This window comes from Cohaesibacter sp. CAU 1516, assembly GCF_005771485.1.
Taxonomy (GTDB): domain Bacteria; phylum Pseudomonadota; class Alphaproteobacteria; order Rhizobiales; family Cohaesibacteraceae; genus Cohaesibacter; species Cohaesibacter intestini.
In genome coordinates, this window is record NZ_VANT01000037.1 from 1 (window position 1) to 1,131 (window position 1,131).

The window sequence follows — 1,131 nt, forward strand, 5'->3', positions numbered from 1 at the left end:
GAAGGGGCAGAAAACAGACCAAATATCGCAAGAACTGCGCAATCAGCGCTGCAATGAACCGTGGCCGCCGGTCACAACGATGTTCCATCGGTCAAATTGGGTGGTTTTTGCGGGTCTCCAGCTTCACGGACTTTGGCGAAGCTGTTGTTGTGATCGGTGGTGTGGAGCAGAAGGCGTATTTTTTCGTGCTGGACCTACCACATAGTGACGCCTACTTCGTGCGGGCCTATCCAGCGGCAACGGCTGAGGCTTGGATGGACGGGCATGTTCATGCCTTTGCTTTTTTTGGCGGAGTGCCGCAATCAATCCTTTATGACAACGACCGCTGTCTAGTCTCGAAGATAGAACCGGATGGAACACGCCTTCGTGCCACGTTGTTCAGCGCGCTGCTGTCGCATTACCTGTTCCGGGATCGCTATGGGCGCCCGGGAAAAGGGAATGACAAAGGCAATGTTGAGGGGATGGTAGGCTACGCGCGCCGCAATCATATGGTGCCGATCCCGCACTTTCCTGACTGGGAGAGCTTCAACGCAGACCTTGAAGCCCAATGCAGTGCTCGGCAGGCGCATATCCTGCGCGGTCATAAAGAAACAATCGGCGAGAGATTGAGAGGTGATCTGTCCGCCATGTCACCTATACCAGCCGCTCCCTTTGAGGCCTGCAATCAGACCAGTGGTCGCGTCAGCTCCCAGTCTCTGGTGCGCTACGACACCAATGACTACTCGGTTCCCGTGGCCTATGGCCATCAAGAGGTCTGGGTGCGTGGCTATGTTGACCGGGTGGTGATTGGTTGCCGTGGCGAGGTCATCGCACGCCATCCTCGCTGCTACGATCGCGAGGATATGGTATTCGATCCGGTTCACTACCTCCCTCTGATCGAGCGCAAAATCAACGCGCTTGACCAAGCAGCACCTCTGGCTGGATGGGACTTGCCCGAAGAGTTTGATACTTTGCGCCGCCTGATGGAAGCACGCATGCTGAAGATGGGGCGCCGTGAGTATGTTCAGGGTAATCACCCGGTTGGCACCGCCTTTCCGAACTCGGTCTTCTGATTTAAGACACGTCAATAATGACGTCCTTATTGACGTGTCTTAGCGAGGATTTTGATGCGCGGCGAGATATTGGGTCCAG

The 1,131-nt window shown here is 55.5% G+C and carries 1 pseudogene; it reads left to right on the forward strand.

From position 1 onward, the window contains the following. Positions 1-128: 128 nt before the first annotated feature. Positions 129-1,007, forward strand: a pseudogene (gene istA, locus FDK21_RS20520) (IS21 family transposase); the annotation flags it as partial. Positions 1,008-1,131: the final 124 nt, after the last annotated feature.